Origin of the sequence: Halorhabdus tiamatea SARL4B, assembly GCF_000470655.1 — an archaeon.
GTDB lineage: Archaea > Halobacteriota > Halobacteria > Halobacteriales > Haloarculaceae > Halorhabdus > Halorhabdus tiamatea.
In genome coordinates this window covers 2,642,012-2,659,401 of record NC_021921.1, presented here as the reverse complement: position 1 = coordinate 2,659,401, position 17,390 = coordinate 2,642,012, and the positions used below count along the sequence as shown (strand labels likewise).

Below are 17,390 nucleotides of genomic sequence, written 5' to 3'. Positions count from 1 at the left end.
AGCGGGACGAAACCACAACGAAGCCGGCCACGAGGGCTCCATAGAGCGCGATCAGCGGGAACATCCGACTCCCGGCGAAGGTCCCGCCGGACTCGCTCTGCTCGCGTTCCAGGCCGACGAGCGCGCCGATCCCGAACGACAGCGCGAGGCGACCGATCACCTCGACGGCGCGGTTGACGGGTCGATCATCGTCTAGTCGTTTCGCGTGAGTTGGTATCAAACCACTAGGTGTGGAAGTCGATAAAGAAATCTAAATTTCTGAAATACAGATTTCCGAAATGCAGATTTCCGAAATATGGATTTCTGCATTCGATGGTGGTGTTCTGCGGTATCAAACCGTCCCAGACGGCAGAATGCCCCGATCGAGATGACCGCCGCCTACGATCTGGTTTACACGTGATCCCTCGGCATGAGATCCTCGAACGGTTGCTCGTCCAGCCACTCGGCGAGTGCGACGAGTTCGTCGCTGGCCGCGTCGAACAGTTGCGCGCCGATCTCGGCGGTCGCCTCGGTCTGGTCCCCGAAGACCCCGTTTTCACTGTTCTCGATCGAGTCGTAGAACGTGCGAGCCCCGTGGACGCGGCCCACGTCCTGGCTCACTTCGACTAGGCCGGTATCGCGTGCGTCTTCGAGGCGGTCCTCGTGGACGAGATCGGGATGGAGGTGCTGGATAAGGGCGGTCTCCTTGGGACCGCCGTGGGGACCGTTGTGTTCGAAGGCGTCGTTCACCTGTTCGGGAATGCTCTCGTCCCACATCCACTCGACCGCAAACGCGGTCCCGTCCTCGCGGACTCGTCGGCCGACCTCCCGGAGGTGGTCCACGTTGCCACCGTGGGCGTTGACGTAGATCACGCGATCGATGCCGTGGGTGGTGAGACTTCGGGTAAAGCTCTCGACGTAGTCGCGGAAGGCGGGCGGATCGACGGACATCGTCCCCGGGAACTGCTGGTGGTGTGGGCTGACGCCGATCCGGACCGGCGGCGTCCGGAGGAATCCGGTCTGGTCGGCGGCCTCGCGGGCGAACGCCTCGGCGATGAGGTGATCCGTGCCTTCCGGCAAGTGGGGGCCGTGTTGCTCGGTCGACCCCAGCGGGACGAGTGCGATCGACTCCGACTCGAAGTACGACTCGAGATCCGGCCACGCGGCGTCGGCGAGGTACATAGGTTCTCCATGAGTTTGGTAGGCAAGAACGTGTCCCCGGAGGCGTGTTCAGCCGATACCCCCTGTCTCACGGGATTGCCACCTGTGGACACACCTTCCAACGCGTTTAATCGGCTCAGCGCCCAATTAGCGCCCAATGAGCGAGGCGACGCGCAAGGGTGACGCCGTCTTCTCCCACCTCGGCGACGCGGTCCGGTCGGCGCTGTCCGATCGGGGCTTCACGACGCCGACCGAGCCACAGCGCCGCGCGATCCCGCCCATCGCCGACGGGACGGACGCCCTGGTGATCGCCCCCACCGGCAGCGGCAAGACCGAGACCGCAATGTTGCCGGTCTTCGACGCTATCGAGGGAAATCCGCCCGACGGGATCGCCGCGCTGTACGTCACCCCGCTGCGGGCGCTGAATCGCGATATGCGGGATCGTCTGGAGTGGTGGGGCGAGACGCTCGACCTCGAGATCGACGTCCGCCACGGCGACACCACCCAGTATCGCCGCCAGCAGCAGGCCGAGAACCCACCGGACGTCCTCGTCACGACGCCCGAGACCCTCCAGGCGATCCTGACCGGCGAGAAACTCCGGGAGGGACTCGCGGACGTCGCCCACGTCGTCGTCGACGAAGTCCACGAACTCGCGGCCGCCAAGCGCGGCGCACAGCTGACCGTCGGCCTCGAACGCCTCCGGGAACTCGCCGGCCCGTTCCAGCGGATCGGGCTCTCGGCGACCGTCGGCGATCCCGCAGAAGTCGGGCGGTTTCTCACGGGCGATCGCGGGTGTTCGATCGTCGAGATCGACGCCGGTAGCGACATCGAGATCGACGTCGTCCGCCCCTCGATCGAGGAGCGCGACGAGAACGTCGCCGGCGAGATCGTCACCGATGCCGAGGTCGCCAGCCACGTCAGGAAAATCGACGAACTGATCGACACCCACGAGTCGACGCTGGTGTTCGTCAACACGCGACAGACTGCGGAGGCGCTGGGCTCGCGGCTCAAGGAGTACGGCACGGACGTCGGCATCCACCACGGCTCGCTCGCTTCGGACGCCCGCGTCGAGGTCGAGGACGCGTTCAAGGACGGCGATCTGGACGCGCTGCTGTGTACCTCGTCGATGGAACTCGGGATCGACGTCGGGCGGGTCGATCACGTCGTCCAGTACAACAGCCCCCGACAGGTCTCCCGGCTGCTCCAGCGCGTCGGGCGGGCAGGCCATCGGCGGGATCGAACGTCCGCGGGGACGATCGTCACCACGAGCCCCGATGAAACCTTCGAGGCGCTTGCGATCGCCCGCATGGCCCGGGCCGGCGAGGTCGAACCGGCCGCGATCCACCACGGGAGCCGGGACACCGTCGCCAACCAGATCGCGGGCGTCGTCATGGATCTGGGGGAGGCCGACGCCCGCCGCGCCTACGAGATCGTCACGCGGGCGTACCCCTTTGGCGACATCTCCGAGGCAGTCTTCCGGGAGATCGTGCGGGAACTCGCCGACAACCGCGTCGTCTGGCTCGAGGAAGACGCCGACGAACTCAGCAAGCGGCGGGGCACCTGGCAGTACTTCTATCACAACCTCTCGATGATCCCCGACGAGGCGACCTACGACGTCGCCGACGGCACGAGCGGCCGGCAGGTCGGGACGCTGGACGAACGCTTCGTCGTGAACTTCGCCGCGCCGGGGGAGGTGTTCATCCAGGGTGGCGAGATGTGGCGCATCACCGAGATCGACGAGGACGACGAGACGGTCCACGTCACGCCGGTCGGCGATCCCGCCGGTGAAGTGCCGTCCTGGACCGGCCAGGAGATCCCCGTCCCTTACGACGTGGCCCAGGAGGTCGCCGAGATCCGGGAGATCGCCGCCGACCAACTCCGCGCCGGTGGCGACCCCGAAAGCGTCGCCCGACACCTCGCTGGAAGATATGATGCCGACGAGGCGACGATCCGCTCCGCGCTCGAACAGATCGAGTACCACGAGGGACCGGTGCCCGGCCCGAATCGGATCGTCGTCGAGTTCGAGGGACGGGACGTCGTCCTCAACGCCGCCTTCGGCCACATGGTCAACGAGACACTCGGTCGACTCCTCTCGGCGCTGCTCGGCCAGCGGACGGGTTCGTCGGTCGGCCTTGACGTCGATCCCTACCGGATCTCCCTGGAAGTGCCCCGGAACGTGACTGCCGGCGACGTCGTGGACGTCTTGAAGTCGACTGATCCCGCCCACGTCAAGGGGTTGATCGAACTCAGTCTGAAGAACGCCGACGCGCTGAAGTTCCGACTCGCGCAGGTCGCCACCAAGTTCGGCGCGCTCAAGAACTGGCGCGGTCGGGGGAGCAACCGCTTCGGACGGGATCGACTGCTCGAAGCACTCGAGGGGACGCCGATCTACGACGAAGCTCTCCGGGAGTTGATCCACGAAAAACTCGACATCGGCCGGACGAGCGAGTTACTTCGGGAAATTCAGTCGGGCGAGGTTGCCCTCGAAACCGTCGGCGGCCGGACGGCGATCGGGCGCGGCGGTCGCTCGGGCAGCAAGGAACTCCTCGCCCCCGAGAACGCCGACGCGAGCGTAATCCAAACGCTGAAAGAGCGGATCCAGGCGGATCGCGTCATCCTGTTCTGTGTCCACTGCGAGGCCTACAAAACCACCAAGCCGGTCAAACGAGTGCGCGATCAGCCACAGTGTCCGGAGTGCGGATCGACCCGGATCGCGGCGCTGAACCCCTGGGACGAGGAGACCGTCACCGCAGTCAAGGCCGACGAGAAAGACGACGAGCAGGAGCGCCGGACGAAGCGCGCCCACCAGGCCGCCGATCTCGTCCAGAGCCACGGCAAGCAGGCCATCATTGCGCTGGCAGGGCGCGGCGTCGGGCCGACGAACGCGGCCCGCATCATCAACAAACTCCGGGAGAACGAGGACGACTTCTACCGGGACATCCTCGCCCGGGAACGCGAGTACGCCCGGACGCGATCGTTCTGGGAGTGACAGCTGGCGGTTCCCGGCTGAAATCACTCTCGATGGCGGGGGCTGGCGTCCTGCCAGGTGTCCCGCTTCCGACCGGCGACTCGCGAGACGGCAACGCCAGCAAGCAAGATTAGTACCCCAAATGCCAGAAACGACCCGTACACCGTCTGTGAGGACTCGATAGGTGGGTCGACCGCCGCGGCGCTGCCGATCACTGCTCGGCCAGCGGCGACGACCAGCGGCGTCACGGCGACGACCGCGCCCAGAACGAGCAATCCCCGGCCGACGATCAACGAGGGGACAGTCGTCCGCGCTAGCGCGGCGGCCGGAGCCATCCACGACAGGACGCCGACGAGAATCACGATGATCGGATGGGCCGGAATGAGACTCGTCAGCGCGAACGACGACAGCGGCGCGAACGGGACGCTGATCGCCAGTGCCGTCGCCAGCCTGAACGGATACGGAAGCCTCCGGCCGGACGGTCGTCGACGAGCCGACGCATTCGACAGCGTGCGCCCGACGATCGCATCGGCCGCCGCCGAGGTGAGTCCGTCCTCAGCGGTCCGGATCGTCAGCCCGCAACTGGGACACTCATCCGCGCCCCCGAGCGGCGTTTCGCATCGCGGGCACGTCCCGTCTTCGGGTGCGCTCATCGGTCGGGGTTGTCAGGCGAGGTATTTTATCCTGCCGGCTGGAGACTGAGCGGCACGTCCGTTTCCAGTGTCTCTCAAAGACACCGCGTGATCAACTATTTATGCGAAAGCAATCGCACTGCAGACCGGTGAGGTCGGACACGAACCGACCACCGAAGAGTTACGGGAACTGGGAATCGATCCGGCCGACAATGTGACCGGAAACGAAACCCCGCCGGACGTGCTCGAATAAATGGGGCGACGGACCTTTTCGGGGATGGACGTCATCAAAGTGCTCGTCAATACTGGCGGATTCGAGTGGCGTCGGACGGTCGGTGACCACGCGCAGCTGTATTAGCAACATCCGACGAACGAGGACGATCGTCGACGCGTCACCGTCCCGTTGGACGGCGAACTCCGGACAGGAACGCTTCAGGAGATCGCTGAGAGCGCTGGCGCGAACGATTTTGACGCGTTCTGCAACTGGGTTGACGACAATGTGTAACCTAGACTCTGTGCCGTCGAATCAGGTTGTGTGCCCCCTCAAGGAGTAACACCTTAAGCATCCCCGGGAGAGCATGGAATCATGGATCTGGAGGACTACTGGGGCGTCGGGCCGAAGACCCGTGACCTCCTCGCCGAGTCGATCGGTGTCGAAGCCGCGATCGAAGCCGTCGAATCCGGCGATCTCCGAACGCTGACCGAGGCCGGGCTGAGCCGCGGGCGGGCGACGCGGATCCTCCGCCGGGCCCAGGGCGGCGCGATGGACGTGCTTTCGACCCGCGACGCACGGTCGGTGTACAAGTCGGTGCTCGACCTGGCGAGTGACTACGCCGTGACCCGCCACGCCGCCGATAGCATTCGCCTTCTCACACCCCTCGACTCGCAGGCTGCGATGGAATCGCGACTGGAAACCGTCATGGATGCCGTGGCTGTCTGGGACGAACTCGACGAGGCGACCCGGGAGAGCATCACTGAGGCCTTCGAGGCCTACGACAGCGTCGCGGGCGGCGACCTCGCCGGCGTTCGGACCGCCCTGGCACTGCGGGAGGCCGGCGTCACGGAAGGTGTCTTCGCGCCGCTCGCGGACCTCGACGTCGAACAGCTCGACGCCGCGGCCGATGCGCTCGCCGCGCTCGAGGCGGACGGCGTCGCGACGGGTGCCGACGACCGTCTCGACGACCTCCGAACCCAACTCGGCGCGATCGAGGACATGGCCGCCGACGCCGAGTCGGTGATCGCCACGATCCGCGACGCTGGCGTCCGAGGCGGCGAGGAGTTCCGCGAGCGATTCGTCGATCACGTCGTCGGCGAGACCGGCGTCGACGTCGGGGCCGTCAGGGAGGCGATAGTCGCCGACGCGCCGGACGTGACCGACTTCGTGTCCGAGACGCTTCGCACCCTCGCGACGGGCCGACGCGAGGCCGTCGCCGAACGCGAGGCCGACGTCAGCGAGCGCCTCGAAGCCAGTCTGGAACTCGCCCGCGAGGATGTCGACGCCGCCGTCGAGATCGTCGACGATATCGCGCGGGACGTCTCGCTGGCCCGGTTCGCTCGCGCCTTCGACCTCACCGCACCCACGTATCGCAAGGGCCGCGTCCTCGCCGTCGAAAACGCCCGCAACCTCGAACTGGTCGGTGCAGACCACCCTGTCCAGCCGGTAACCTACGGGATCGGCGACCACTCGCTGTCCGTGCCTGACGGGAACGAACCGCCGCGGGGAGATCGCGTCGCGGTCCTGACGGGGGCCAACAGTGGCGGGAAAACGACATTGCTCGAAACACTCGCGCAGGTCCAGTTGCTCGCACAGATGGGACTGCCCGTGCCGGCCGACGCCGCCGAGGTCGGCGTCGTCGACGCCGTCGTCTTCCACCGCCGGCACGCGAGTTTCAACGCGGGCGTGCTCGAATCGACCCTCCGGACGGTCGTCCCGCCGCTGACCGACGAGGGCCGAACGTTGATGCTGGTCGACGAGTTCGAAGCGATCACCGAACCCGGCAGCGCCGCTGATTTGCTGCACGGACTGGTGACGCTGACCGTCGACCAGCCGGCGCTCGGCGTCTTCGTCACGCACCTGGCCGACGACCTCGAACCCCTGCCGGCGACGGCCCGGACCGACGGCATCTTCGCCGAAGGGTTGACGACGGACCTCGAACTTGAAGTCGATTACCAGCCCCGCTTCGGGACTGTCGGGCGCTCGACGCCGGAGTTCATCGTTTCGCGACTCGTGGCCGACGCCGACGACCGGCGCGAGCGTGGCGGGTTCGAGACGCTCGCCGCCGCTGTCGGCGAGCAGGCCGTCCAGCGGACGCTCTCGGACGCCGAGTGGTCCGGCTGACGTCTTCGGCGAGGTGGACTCTGTCAGCCGGCCTCGCCCTGCCTAAAGGCCCACGATGTTTGGGGACGTAGCGTAGGGCATTCGACTCCCACAGTTCTGTTGATGACTACGGGCGAGAACTACCCCGGTCTCGACAGCGAAACTGGGAAGCGACTCCTTGCATACGCCCGGGCGGTCGTCGAGGCTATCGTAACTGACGAGTCGCCACCAGAGACCCCCGAGCTATCGGTTCTCGGCGAGGAGCGTGGCGCGTTCGTCACGCTGAAGACGGACGGCGAGTTGCGGGGCTGTATTGGCCGTCCGCTGCCCGACCAACCGCTTTCGGACGCTCTCGAAGCCGCAGCGACTGAAGCGGCGACGGGAGACCCACGGTTCCCGCCAGTCTCGCCGGACGAACTCGATTCGATCACCGTCTCAATGAGTGTGTTGACGCCGCCGGAATCCCTTTCGGGCGTCGGCCCGGGGGACATCGTCGTGGGTCGCGACGGCTTGATCCTCACGAGGGGGCGACAGAGCGGACTCCTGCTCCCCCAGGTCGCCGCGGATCGGGAGTGGACGGCCGAGCAGTTCCTCGGGGAAACCGCTCGAAAGGCTGGACTGCCGCCGGACGCCTGGAAGCAGGCGGAAACGACCGTCAAGCGCTTCTCCGCACAGGTGTTTGCCGAGGAGTCGCCTCACGGACGGATTACTGTCGATGATTATACGGGCGTCGAGTCTGAAACCGAGCCCTCGGACTGAGCCAGCTGCGGGGAGCCGACAGACTGAGGAACCGACCGGGCGAACACTGCTCCATGCCAGCCGATCTCGCCGAGAAGACCGACCGCTACGAGCGACTGTTGAGCGAAGCTCTCGAAACGGCGACGGTCCGACCACCTGAGGGAACGCCGCTCGGAGACGCTGCCGCGGAGTTCCGAGAAATGGCTCGATCGTACCTCGAAGACGGCCGCCACTTCCGGGCCGAGGACGACCTCGTCAACGCCCTCGCGGCCTTCTCCTATGGCCACGCCTGGCTCGACGCCGGCGCGCGGATTGGACTCTTCGACGTTCCCCAGGAGGGACACCTCTTTACGGTGTGAGTCAATCTCTGAATGATCGAGAACTATGGAAACGAGTGCCATGGAACCGCATAGTTATAAGCATTGGGCAAATGTTTAAATACTCTCGACACTTACTTCATCTCACGAAGGGTAAATCAGCGCTTTAATATTTGTCTCTCGCTGGTGCCCGACCATCCCTCATCATGAGTGAATCCACAATACAATCTCGAACGGCAGAGCAGACTGGCGAACGCACCGCGGACGAACAGTTCGACCACGACGAGACGGAAGTCTGTCCGGAGTGTGGCGGCGACCTGGTAACGGACTCGGAACGCGGCGAGACCGTGTGTTCGGAGTGCGGACTCGTCGTCGAGGAAGACGAGATCGACCCCGGCCCAGAGTGGCGAGCCTTCGATTCCGCGGAAAAAGACAAGAAGTCCCGCGTCGGTGCACCGACGACGAACATGATGCACGACAAGGGCCTCTCGACGAACATCGGCTGGCAGAACAAGGACGCCTACGGCAACTCGCTGTCCAGCCGTCAGCGCGAGAAGATGCAGCGCTTGCGCACCTGGAACGAGCGATTCCGCACGCGCGATTCGAAGGAACGCAACCTCAAGCAGGCCTTAGGCGAGATCGACCGGATGGCGAGTGCGCTCGGGCTGCCCGAGAACGTCCGCGAGACAGCAAGCGTCATCTATCGCCGCGCCCTCGACGAGGACCTCCTGCCGGGGCGCTCCATCGAAGGTGTCGCCACCGCGTCGCTATACGCTGCCGCACGGCAGGCCGGCAACCCACGCAGCTTAGACGAGATCGAACGTGTCTCCCGGATTGACCGGATGGAACTCACGCGGACGTATCGATACGTCGTCCGAGAGCTCAACCTCGAAGTCAAGCCGGCCGACCCCGAGAGCTACGTCCCGCGGTTCGTCTCCGATCTGGACCTGAGCGAGGAGGTCTCCCGGCAGGCCCGCGAACTGATCGAGTCAGCGCGGAAAGAGGGCGTTCTCAGCGGGAAGAGCCCCGTCGGAATCGCCGCCGCCGCGATCTACGCGGCCGCGCTCCTCAGCAACGAGCGGATCACGCAGGGCGAAGTCTCGGAGGTCGCGAACATCTCGGAGGTCACGATCCGCAACCGCTACAAGGAACTCCTCGAGGCTAAATCGGCCGGTAGCCAGCAGGTAGCGTAAGCTGGACGGCCTCCCACAAGAGCCTTAACTAACGGCTGTGACCCATCGCGTATGGTAGAGTTCAATCCGCTACAACTCGGGCTGGACAATCCACAACAGCTCGGGCTCGAGGTAGGTGGTGGTGCAGTTATCGGTGGCGTCATCGGGTTCGCAGCCAAGAAAGTCGCGAAACTCATCGCGATCATTATCGGACTGGAACTTGCGCTGTTCAAGTTCTTAGAGACGAGAGGCATCCTGGAAGTCAACTGGGACGCGATCTCGGGTGCTGCGGACAACGCGACCGGTATCGCGACCAACGCGACCGGGGTGGCCAACAACTCGACAGCCGGTGGCGCTGCAGCCGCCCAGCCCCCGTCGTGGGTAATGAGTGTTCTCTCGACGATTCCGGTCGGTGCTGGGTTCACCGGTGGTTTCCTGGTCGGCTTCAAGAAGGGATAGTCGAAGGTGGCGTGACCGTCGGTTTTATTTTCCTTCGCAGACGGTCTGTGGTCGATGGAAATCCTGGAACTGATCGACGAATCGGACCGCGAAGAAGCGATCCCCATCCTCAAGCAACTCTGGACGGATCGCAAGCGCGGGGAAATCCGGACGTGGACGGCTGAAGACGATTACCACCTGTTTGGCGCGTCCGAGGACAGCACGCTCCTGGGCGTGGCCGGCGTCCGGATCGACGACTTCCTCCATCATCAGCGCCACGCCTGGCTGTACGATTTCGTCGTCGACGAGCCACGACGCGGGGAGGGCATCGGGAGAGCGCTGCTCGAACACGTCGAGTCGTGGGCCGTCAAGCAGGACTGTGAGAGTGTCGCGCTGGCGTCACCGCTGGACAACCGAGCAGTCCACGAGTACTACGAGAGCCAGGACTTCGAAAAGTGGGGCTACGTGATCGAGACGGATCTGTGATCGAGCAGCGGTGAGCGGTCAATGACACAGCGGTACGGCGAGCGAAGCGAGCCGTTTCACTCGGCGTGAACGAAGTGAGCGCCGAGATATTTTTGGTCCAGCTTTTTCAAGGAGAGGTCGCCGAAGGCGACCTGACGATGAAAAAGGTGGTGGTCCTAGCCGTCGCCCTGTTCGTCGACGATGACGACTTCCATGTCCTCGACGTCGACGTTGATCAGCGTCTTGACGTCGAAGTCGGAGTCGTCGATCTTGTTCTCACCGCCGACCTTCTTGATGACTGCGACGATGTCGACGATCTCCGCGCCGATCTCTTCGAGGGCACCCGTGATCCCAGCGAGCGTCCCGCCAGTCGAGAGTACGTCGTCGAGAACGAGCACCTTGTCCCCCTCGTAGACGTCGTTGACGTACATCTCGCTCTCGGAGTAGCCGGTGACCTGCTGGAGGGAGACTTCGCCTTCGAGTCCGTACTGACGCTTGCGAACGACTACCAGTGGGATATCGGTCATCAGCGAGACGGCAGTCGAGATGTGAATCCCCATCGCCGCGGGGGTAACGATTTTGTCGACGTCTTCGAGTTCAGCCTTCCGGATAATCCGAATCACGATCTCCCGGAGAAGTTCGGGACGGAGCATCGGGACGCCGTCGCTGATCGGATGGACGAAGTACTGGTACTCCTCTTTCTCGATAACTGGAGCGTCGAGCAACGACTGTTTGAGCCGATCCATGCCGGCGGTACTGCCCCCGTAATTAAAAGCTGCACGTAATCGACCAGCCGATGGCCTCTCAGCCGATTATCGAACGGTGCTGACCGTCCGAATCGAGCAGATCCGAAACCGAGTGTTGCGGACGTGACCGGCACTGACGCCCTTCGTGATGGTCATCGCATCGAATGACAAAATCGGGGGATTTGAGAAGGATTAAGTCGCCCCTCCCGGGTAATTTGAGGTGTGCAATCACCGAGTCAGAGCGTCCTCCTCGTCGTGCTTTTGGTGCCGTTTCTGGCTGCTGCGGTCGCGCCGCTGGTCTATCGCCTGATCGGCGATCGCGTCGCCTACTTCGGCGCGGCGGTCGCGGCGGTCGCCTTCGGCCTCATCGGCACCCAGTACGGAACCGAGGGGGTCGTCTCGATACCGTGGATCCCATCGCTGGATGTCTCGCTCGCCCTGTACGTCGACGGACTCTCACTGTTGCTCGGGTTCGTCGTCAGCGGGATCGGTATCCTGATTTTCACCTATTCGGGCGGGTATATGCACGACGAACCGGGGAAAGCGAAGTTCTACACCACGCTGCTCGTGTTCATGGGCGCGATGCTCGGGGTCGCCTTCGCCGCCGACCTGCTCGCGCTGTTCGTCTTCTGGGAACTCACGAGCGTCTCGTCGTTCGTCCTCATCGGTCACTACCAGGACGATCCGGACTCCCAATACGCCGCCCGGAAGGCGATGATCATCACCGTCGCCGGCGGGCTGTTCCTGCTGATCGCGTTCCTCCTCTTGCAGACAGTTTCGGCCGACGTCATGGGCACGGCCTCGTTCCGGCTGGTCGGCGGCGAGGAGTCGATGATCGCGAACGCCGAGGCGATGCGTGAGGGGCTTCGGTCGGCGGGGCTATTCGTGCCCGTGCTGGGGCTGCTCGCGGTCGGTGCGGCGGCCAAGTCCGCACAGGTGCCGCTTCACATCTGGCTGCCCAACGCCATGGAGGCCCCGACGCCGGTCTCGGCGTTTCTCCACTCGGCGACGATGGTCAAAGCCGGCGTGTACCTCGTCGGCCGGTTCCGGCCGCTGCTGGGTTCGGCCGAGTGGGAGCTCCTGTTTGCCGGTCTCGGTCTCCTGACGATGACCGTCGGGGCGATGCTCGCGATCAAGGCCGACGACATCAAGGAACTGCTCGCGTATTCGACGGCTTCCCACCTCGGACTCATCGTCGCCGGGTTCGGCTTGCAGTCGATCTACGGCGCGGAGACCGGGGCGTTCCACATCCTGAATCACGCGCTGTTCAAGGCGGCACTGTTCCTCGTCGCAGGGATCGTCGCTCACGAGGCCGGCAGTCGTCTACTCTCGGATCTCGGCGGGCTCTGGCGCGATCTGCCGATCACCGCCGCCGTTGCCGTCGTGGCTGCCCTGGGGATGGCCGGGATCCCGCCGTTCAACGGTTTCTACTCGAAAGAGCTGCTCTTCGAAGCGACCTTCCACGCCGCCGAGCACGCCGGTGGGCTGTGGTGGATCCTCCCGGCCGTCGCGGTCTTCGGGAGTGTCTTTACGTTCCTCTATTCGATCAAGTTCCTCTCGCTGTTCTTCGGCGACCGACCGGACGCACTCGAAAACGTCCACTCGCCGCCCCTGCCGATGCTCGCGCCGCCGGTTATCCTCGCCACGCTGGCGGGCCTGATCGGCCTCGGCGGTATCGTTTCGACGACCGGCGTTCAGTTCGGCCCGCTCGGTGGATTCGAGGCGTTCATCAACCGAATCCTCGAGGGGGCGGGGGCTTCCGAACCGCACTTCGGGTACCATCTCCCCACGTCAGTCACGCCGGCGGCGGGGATGAGCGCGATCACGATCGGGGTCGGCGCGGTCGCCTATCCCTACTACGATCGCCTCGCGGCCGTCGTCGATCGGCTGGCGTCGATCGAGCCGCTGTCGCCGAACTGGTACTACGACGGGATCATGGACTGGTTCGACCGGACGAGAGTCGTCGCCGGCCGCCTGCATACCGGTCGAATTCGAACGTACGCGATCTGGCTGCTGGTCGGCGTCGCCGCACTGACGATCGGTGGGTACGTCGCTGCCGGGGTCGTCCTGCCGGCACTCTCCTCGATCACGCTGGCTGTCCCGATCATCATCGTGCTGGGGGTCGCCGTGGTGGCGGCCCTGGCCGTGACGAGTGCGCCCTCCCACGTCGCCGGCGTGCTGACGCTGTCGATCCTCGGGTTCATGGTCGCCATCTTCTACATCCTGGCGAACGCGCCGGACCTGGCGTTGACCCAACTGGTCATCGAGACGCTCGTGCTCGTGTTGTTCCTGCTCGTGTTGAACAAGCTGCCGGAGTTCTACGGCGATCTGAAGCGCCGACAGATCCTCACGGACAGTCTCATCTCGGGAGTCGTCGGCGTGACTGTCTTCCTGACGGTGCTCGTCTCGACGGCCGCAACGCCGGGCCAACCGATCTACGAATATTTCCTCGAACGTGGTGGCATCCCGGCAGAACACGGCCAGACGCTACTCGACTGGGGTGGCGGGAGCAACATCGTGAACGTCATCCTCGTCGACTTCCGTGCCTTCGACACGATGGGGGAGATCTCCGTGATCGCGATGGCCGCGCTCTCGATCATCACCATGATCGCGATGCGTCAGCGGGGTGAAGCCCAATGAGCGGGGAATCGCCCACGGCGGGTGACGGCGAGACGACGGCCACGCCGCAGGTGACCGACGGGGATACGACGGTCATCGCCCGGACGGTCGTCCGCATCGTCGTCCCGATCATCCTGTTGGTGGCGATCGCACTCCTGCTGCAGGGCCACAACCAGCCCGGCGGTGGCTTCATCGCGGGCGTGTTGACGACTTCAGGGATCGCACTCGTCTACATCATCTACGGACTGCACTACGTCGAAGAAAACCTGTTGTCCGGGTCCGTACTGCCGCGGTCGTTCCCGCTCGACGTCGACAACACGGGAGCCGAGAGCCCTGCGTCGATCACCAAGGAGTTCGGCGAGGTCTTCGGGATCGGCCTGGCGATCGCGGCCGGCGGCGGGCTGGCTGCGCTGGTCTTCGGGTATCCGTTCCTCTCCCAGGCCGTCGTCTTCCTCGAACACCTCCCGATCTACGGCGAGGTCGAGATCGCGAGCGCACTCGTCTTCGATCTCGGCGTGTACGTCGTGGTCGTCGGTGGCCTCCTCACGATCCTCGCGGTGGTGGGTAACGAATGATCGAGACACTGCTTTCGACGACCGGCGGGGCGACGAATACAGGCGAGCCACAGGTCATCCTGGCTGTGGCGCTGGGGCTGCTGTTCGCGCTGGGGACGTTCCTGATCCTCCGCCGGGACTTGGTCCGGGTCGTCTGGGGCGTCTCGATCATCAGCCAGGCGGCGAACGTCTACCTCGTGACGATGGGCGGCCTCCGTGGCAGCGTCCCGATCGTCAGCCACGGAGGCGGTCACGGAACGCCGACCGACCCGCTCGTTCAGGCGCTGGTGCTGACGGCGATCGTCATCGGGTTCGGGACGACCGCCTTCGCGCTCGTGTTGACACTCAGAGTCTACGAGGAACACGGGACGATCGATCTCTCGGAGGTGAGTGAGTAATGACGCCTGCACACGTCGTCGTGGCACCGCTCGTGATCACGCTGGTGACAGCGATCCTGACGCTGCTGACGAGACGGTACGGCCGACTCCAGCGGGCGATCAGCCTGCTCGGCATCGCCGGGTACGTTCTCGCGGTCGGCGCACTCGCGAGTCGAGTCTTCTCGATCGACATCCTCACGGGGGCAAGCCAGGAGACGGCGACGCTGACCTATCAGCTGTCGAACTGGCCGGCACCGTTCGGTATCTCGCTGGTGGCCGATGCACTCTCGGCGTTCATGCTCGTCCTGGCAGCGATCGTCTCGGCCGCGGCACTGGCGTTCTCGGCACGATACATCAGCGACTACGGCCAGCGCGTCGCGTATCATTCGCTGTTTCACTTCATGCTGACGGGCGTCACCGGGGCGTTCCTGACTGGCGACATCTTCAACCTCTTCGTGTGGTTCGAGGTCATGCTCATGCCGAGTTACGTCCTCGTCGTCTTCTACGGACGGAGCGAACACACACGCGCGGCGTTGCAGTACACGGTCCTCAACCTGCTCGGGAGTGCGCTCATGCTGGTGTCGATCGGTGGCCTCTACGCGACGACCGGGACGCTCAACATGGCTGACATGTCCCGCCGCCTCACTCACGCGAGCCAGTACGGCATCGACCCCGCGCCGGTGCTCGGGTTGAGTGGAATCTTGCTGGCCGTCTTCGCACTCAAGGCCGGCATCGTCCCGTTCCAGTTCTGGGTGCCGGCCGCCTATCGGGCCGCGCCGGCCCCGATCTCGGCCATGCTCGCCGGCGTCACGAAGAAGGTCGGCGTCTACGCGATCGTCCGGCTGGTGTTCACTGTCCTCGGTGGGGCGACTCTGGCTGACGGCCTCGAACTCGGGCTGTCGGGATCTGCCTTCAGCGACTTCTTCGGCCCTGTCCTGTTCGTCATGGCAGTCGGCAGCATCTTTGTCGGTGGCCTGGGAGCCGTCTCACGCAACGACCTCGACGGCGTCCTCGCGTACTCGAGCATCGGGCAGGTCGGGTTCATCGTCCTCGCCATCGCGCTTGCCGCTGGGACGGAAGGGTCAATCAGGATCGTCTCGCTGATCGCCGTCCTCGTCTACTCGCTGAACCACGCGATCGCGAAGTCGCTGCTGTTCCTGGTCAGTGGCGTGATCCAGGAGAGCGTCGGCTCGACGCGGTTCAGCGCAGTTGGTGGCCTCGCCTCCAGACGGCCGATCCTCGGCGGGACGTTCTTCCTCGGCGCGATCGCGCTGATCGGTATCCCGCCACTGACTGGCTTCTTCGGGAAGCTACTGGTCTTCGAGTCGGCCGGGGAAGCTCTCACCGCCGGCGTCCCACTGGCCGAACTGGCACTGGGGGCGGCCCTGGTCGGTGCCGTGCTGACGATCGTCTACATGTCCCGGGCCTGGAGCCGCGTGTTCTGGGGTCCACAGTCCGAGCCCGTCACCCACGCCTATCGCCCGACCGTCCTCGTCGCCATTGTCGCCGGGTTCTCGCTACTGGTCGTCGTGCTCGGCGTCGGCTTCGACCCGGTCTATCGACTGGCCGAGACGGCGGCCCACGCCGCCGCGGACCACACAGGCTACGTCGAGGCCGTCGCCCCGGAGGTGATAGAATGAGACGCTGGCCCGTCATCGGTGTGGCACTGGCAGCCCTCTGGCTGTTCGTCAACGGCGTCGAACTGGCTCCCATGCCACTCGCCGGAGCCGCGCTGTCCGGCCTCGCCATCGGGATGCCGATCGCGTACCTGTTCCGGCGGTTCTACGCGAGTGACATCGCAATCGGGGGGTTACTCCGGTCGATCCCGGCGACGGTGATCTATCTCGTGCTGTTCCTGACAGAACTCATTACGGCCAACGTCGACGTCGCCTACCGGGTACTGGCCCCGTCGATGCCGATCGAACCCGACGTGATCGAGATCCCGCTTCGCGTCGAGTCCGACGCCGCGATCACCACGATCGCAAACAGCATCTCGCTGACTCCGGGGACGCTCACGATGGACTACAATCCGGATCGAAACTCGCTGTACGTCCACGCGATCGCCGGCCGGGATCGGGAGCTGGTTGTCGCACCGATCCGCCAGTGGGAAGGATACGCGCTCCGGATCTTCGACGAGGAACGATCACCCACGGATCCGGTTCCCGATCCGGACGCGGGTAACGAGACCGACACGGACGCAAGCGCGGACACGGATCTCGACGCGGACACGAACGGAGGTGAACCCGATGGCAAGTGAACTCCCGGCTGTACTCACCACGCTGCTCGATGCGGCACTGATCATCGCGAGCGCTGTGACGCTGCTTGCAGCCTATCGCGTCATCCAGGGCCCGACAGTGCCCGACCGCGTCGTCGCACTGGACACCATCGGCACGAACGTCGTCGCCATCGCAATCCTGTTCGCACTCACGACAGACACGGGGCTGTTCGTCACCGTTGGGCTCGTCCTCGCGATCATCGGGTTCATCAGTACGATCACCGTCGCACGGTTCGTCACTGAGGGGGACATCATCCAATGACGCCACTCCACACACTCCAGGCCGTCGTCGTCGGTGTACTGGTCGTCACCGGGACGTTCTTCCTCCTGGTGGGAACGATCGGACTGCTCCGGCTCCCGAACGTGTACAACCGCCTGCACGCGACCAGCAAGGCGACGACGCTCGGCGCGGCCTCGCTGTTCCTCGCCGGGTTCGTCTACTTCGGGCCACGCGGGGCCGGGTTGACGTCGCTGGTCGGGATCGTCTTCCTGTTTCTGACGGCCCCGACCGGCGCACACATGATCTCCCGGTCGGCCCAGAAGATCGGCGTGCCCTTCGTCGAAGGCGTCTCCTGGCCGACTCCCGATGACGTCGACGACCATGGAGAGGCCGACTGATTTTCGAATTTCGA

At 64.8% G+C, this 17,390-nt stretch carries 17 protein-coding genes and 3 pseudogenes; 16 read left to right on the top strand and 4 right to left on the bottom strand.

The window, feature by feature from the left end; all coding sequences use genetic code 11:
* Positions 1-19: 19 nt before the first annotated feature.
* Together HTIA_RS17480 and HTIA_RS13095 are read right to left on the bottom strand one after the other, a co-directional pair.
* Positions 20-160: pseudogene (locus HTIA_RS17480) on the bottom strand (MgtC/SapB family protein); the annotation flags it as partial.
* Positions 161-390: 230 nt separating this feature from the next.
* Positions 391-1,161, bottom strand: a complete 771-nt coding sequence (locus tag HTIA_RS13095; protein WP_008526326.1) for a creatininase family protein — start codon at positions 1,159-1,161, stop codon at positions 391-393.
* A 136-nt stretch (positions 1,162-1,297) separates the two neighbouring features.
* Between HTIA_RS13095 and HTIA_RS13090 the strand changes: the two genes are divergently transcribed.
* Positions 1,298-4,129 carry a DEAD/DEAH box helicase gene (locus tag HTIA_RS13090; RefSeq protein ID WP_008526324.1) on the top strand — a complete coding sequence of 944 codons (2,832 nt, stop codon included), beginning with the start codon at positions 1,298-1,300 and terminating at the stop codon, positions 4,127-4,129.
* Positions 4,130-4,152: 23 nt separating this feature from the next.
* Here HTIA_RS13090 and HTIA_RS13085 read toward each other — a convergent pair whose 3' ends face one another.
* Complete coding sequence (locus HTIA_RS13085) at positions 4,153-4,761, bottom strand: hypothetical protein (RefSeq protein ID WP_008526322.1); 609 nt, start codon at positions 4,759-4,761, stop codon at positions 4,153-4,155.
* Between the two features lie 109 nt (positions 4,762-4,870).
* Between HTIA_RS13085 and HTIA_RS17475 the strand changes: the two are divergent.
* From HTIA_RS17475 to HTIA_RS13050, 8 genes and pseudogenes are all read left to right on the top strand, one after another.
* Positions 4,871-4,993: pseudogene (locus HTIA_RS17475) on the top strand (type II toxin-antitoxin system HicB family antitoxin); the annotation flags it as partial.
* Positions 4,994-5,245 (top strand): annotated as a pseudogene (locus HTIA_RS17470) (type II toxin-antitoxin system HicA family toxin). It abuts the pseudogene before it with no gap.
* A gap of 81 nt (positions 5,246-5,326) precedes the next feature.
* On the top strand, positions 5,327-7,078 hold the full coding sequence (locus tag HTIA_RS13075; protein ID WP_008526726.1) for a MutS-related protein: 1,752 nt from the start codon (positions 5,327-5,329) through the stop codon (positions 7,076-7,078).
* Positions 7,079-7,180: 102 nt separating this feature from the next.
* Entirely contained in the window at positions 7,181-7,816 is a 636-nt protein-coding gene (gene amrA, locus HTIA_RS13070; protein ID WP_008526728.1) for an AmmeMemoRadiSam system protein A, read from the top strand.
* Positions 7,817-7,869: 53 nt separating this feature from the next.
* Complete coding sequence (locus HTIA_RS13065; RefSeq protein ID WP_008526731.1) at positions 7,870-8,154, top strand: DUF357 domain-containing protein; 285 nt, start codon at positions 7,870-7,872, stop codon at positions 8,152-8,154.
* Positions 8,155-8,318: 164 nt separating this feature from the next.
* Positions 8,319-9,305 carry a transcription initiation factor IIB gene (locus tag HTIA_RS13060; protein WP_008526733.1) on the top strand — a complete coding sequence of 329 codons (987 nt, stop codon included), beginning with the start codon at positions 8,319-8,321 and terminating at the stop codon, positions 9,303-9,305.
* Between the two features lie 51 nt (positions 9,306-9,356).
* On the top strand, positions 9,357-9,743 hold the full coding sequence (locus tag HTIA_RS13055; RefSeq protein ID WP_008526736.1) for an FUN14 domain-containing protein: 387 nt from the start codon (positions 9,357-9,359) through the stop codon (positions 9,741-9,743).
* A gap of 54 nt (positions 9,744-9,797) precedes the next feature.
* A complete protein-coding gene (locus HTIA_RS13050) occupies positions 9,798-10,208 on the top strand; it encodes a GNAT family N-acetyltransferase (protein ID WP_008526738.1) in 411 nt (136 codons plus the stop codon).
* Positions 10,209-10,363: 155 nt separating this feature from the next.
* Here HTIA_RS13050 and hpt read toward each other — a convergent pair whose 3' ends face one another.
* Positions 10,364-10,933, bottom strand: a complete 570-nt coding sequence (gene hpt / locus HTIA_RS13045; protein ID WP_008526739.1) for a hypoxanthine/guanine phosphoribosyltransferase — start codon at positions 10,931-10,933, stop codon at positions 10,364-10,366.
* Between the two features lie 222 nt (positions 10,934-11,155).
* Here hpt and mbhE point away from each other — a divergent pair, with 222 nt between their 5' ends.
* Genes mbhE through mnhG form a run of 7 tightly spaced genes read left to right on the top strand, consistent with a single transcriptional unit; the run spans position 11,156 to position 17,376 of the window.
* A complete protein-coding gene (gene mbhE, locus HTIA_RS13040; protein WP_008526740.1) occupies positions 11,156-13,573 on the top strand; it encodes a hydrogen gas-evolving membrane-bound hydrogenase subunit E in 2,418 nt (805 codons plus the stop codon).
* Positions 13,570-14,127 carry an MnhB domain-containing protein gene (locus tag HTIA_RS13035; RefSeq protein ID WP_008526741.1) on the top strand — a complete coding sequence of 186 codons (558 nt, stop codon included), beginning with the start codon at positions 13,570-13,572 and terminating at the stop codon, positions 14,125-14,127. Before mbhE ends, HTIA_RS13035 begins: the two co-directional genes overlap by 4 nt.
* A complete protein-coding gene (locus HTIA_RS13030) occupies positions 14,124-14,504 on the top strand; it encodes a sodium:proton antiporter (RefSeq protein WP_008526742.1) in 381 nt (126 codons plus the stop codon). The genes HTIA_RS13035 and HTIA_RS13030 overlap by 4 nt, the downstream gene beginning before the upstream one ends.
* Positions 14,504-16,123: a Na+/H+ antiporter subunit D gene (locus HTIA_RS13025; RefSeq protein ID WP_008526743.1), complete on the top strand. Its 1,620-nt coding sequence runs from the start codon at positions 14,504-14,506 to the stop codon at positions 16,121-16,123. Before HTIA_RS13030 ends, HTIA_RS13025 begins: the two co-directional genes overlap by 1 nt.
* Positions 16,120-16,740 (top strand): Na+/H+ antiporter subunit E, encoded by a 621-nt coding sequence (locus HTIA_RS13020; protein WP_008526745.1) that lies wholly within the window; start codon positions 16,120-16,122, stop codon positions 16,738-16,740. The genes HTIA_RS13025 and HTIA_RS13020 overlap by 4 nt, the downstream gene beginning before the upstream one ends.
* The gene (locus HTIA_RS13015) at positions 16,730-17,020 is read left to right on the top strand and encodes a monovalent cation/H+ antiporter complex subunit F (protein WP_008526746.1); all 291 of its coding nucleotides are present in this window, start codon (positions 16,730-16,732) and stop codon (positions 17,018-17,020) included. The genes HTIA_RS13020 and HTIA_RS13015 overlap by 11 nt, the downstream gene beginning before the upstream one ends.
* Positions 17,017-17,376, top strand: a complete 360-nt coding sequence (mnhG, locus tag HTIA_RS13010) for a monovalent cation/H(+) antiporter subunit G (RefSeq protein WP_008526748.1) — start codon at positions 17,017-17,019, stop codon at positions 17,374-17,376. Before HTIA_RS13015 ends, mnhG begins: the two co-directional genes overlap by 4 nt.
* Positions 17,377-17,390 lie beyond the last annotated feature (14 nt).

Coding starts and splice junctions, on each gene's coding strand:
- HTIA_RS13095 (WP_008526326.1), bottom strand. CDS start 1,161: ATGTACCTCGCCGACGCCGCGTGGCCGGATCTCGAGTCGTACTTCGAG.
- HTIA_RS13090 (WP_008526324.1), top strand. CDS start 1,298: ATGAGCGAGGCGACGCGCAAGGGTGACGCCGTCTTCTCCCACCTCGGC.
- HTIA_RS13085 (WP_008526322.1), bottom strand. CDS start 4,761: ATGAGCGCACCCGAAGACGGGACGTGCCCGCGATGCGAAACGCCGCTC.
- HTIA_RS13075 (WP_008526726.1), top strand. CDS start 5,327: ATGGATCTGGAGGACTACTGGGGCGTCGGGCCGAAGACCCGTGACCTC.
- amrA (WP_008526728.1), top strand. CDS start 7,181: ATGACTACGGGCGAGAACTACCCCGGTCTCGACAGCGAAACTGGGAAG.
- HTIA_RS13065 (WP_008526731.1), top strand. CDS start 7,870: ATGCCAGCCGATCTCGCCGAGAAGACCGACCGCTACGAGCGACTGTTG.
- HTIA_RS13060 (WP_008526733.1), top strand. CDS start 8,319: ATGAGTGAATCCACAATACAATCTCGAACGGCAGAGCAGACTGGCGAA.
- HTIA_RS13055 (WP_008526736.1), top strand. CDS start 9,357: ATGGTAGAGTTCAATCCGCTACAACTCGGGCTGGACAATCCACAACAG.
- HTIA_RS13050 (WP_008526738.1), top strand. CDS start 9,798: ATGGAAATCCTGGAACTGATCGACGAATCGGACCGCGAAGAAGCGATC.
- hpt (WP_008526739.1), bottom strand. CDS start 10,933: ATGGATCGGCTCAAACAGTCGTTGCTCGACGCTCCAGTTATCGAGAAA.
- HTIA_RS13035 (WP_008526741.1), top strand. CDS start 13,570: ATGAGCGGGGAATCGCCCACGGCGGGTGACGGCGAGACGACGGCCACG.
- HTIA_RS13030 (WP_008526742.1), top strand. CDS start 14,124: ATGATCGAGACACTGCTTTCGACGACCGGCGGGGCGACGAATACAGGC.
- HTIA_RS13025 (WP_008526743.1), top strand. CDS start 14,504: ATGACGCCTGCACACGTCGTCGTGGCACCGCTCGTGATCACGCTGGTG.
- HTIA_RS13020 (WP_008526745.1), top strand. CDS start 16,120: ATGAGACGCTGGCCCGTCATCGGTGTGGCACTGGCAGCCCTCTGGCTG.
- HTIA_RS13015 (WP_008526746.1), top strand. CDS start 16,730: ATGGCAAGTGAACTCCCGGCTGTACTCACCACGCTGCTCGATGCGGCA.
- mnhG (WP_008526748.1), top strand. CDS start 17,017: ATGACGCCACTCCACACACTCCAGGCCGTCGTCGTCGGTGTACTGGTC.